This is a genomic window from Zoogloea sp. LCSB751 (assembly GCF_002028455.1).
In the GTDB taxonomy this organism is placed as follows: domain Bacteria; phylum Pseudomonadota; class Gammaproteobacteria; order Burkholderiales; family Rhodocyclaceae; genus Zoogloea.
Genome location: NZ_MWUM01000380.1, coordinates 1 through 255 on the forward strand (window position 1 = coordinate 1; position 255 = coordinate 255).

The 255-nt window shown below is 53.3% G+C and carries 1 pseudogene; it reads left to right on the forward strand.

Annotation, left to right across the window (positions count from 1 at the left end):
- Nucleotides 1–255 (forward strand): annotated as a pseudogene (locus B4920_RS27030) (TonB-dependent siderophore receptor); the annotation flags it as partial.

A 255-nucleotide genomic window follows, 5' to 3' on the forward strand; every position in this document is an offset into this window, starting at 1 on the left:
ACGGCGATAACCTTATCGATACAGCCATCTACGAGCGGGTGGAAATTGTCCGTGGCGCCACAGGATTAATGACTGGCGCAGGTAACCCTTCGGCTGCGATTAACCTTGTGCGTAAACGCCCGACACAAGAATTTATGGGCAACACCTCAGTGAGTGTCGGCTCATGGAACAATCTGCGTGGCATGGTCGATTTATCCAGCGGCTTAAATGACAGTGGCAGCATTCGTGGCCGGGTTGTCGCCGCCTATCAGGATA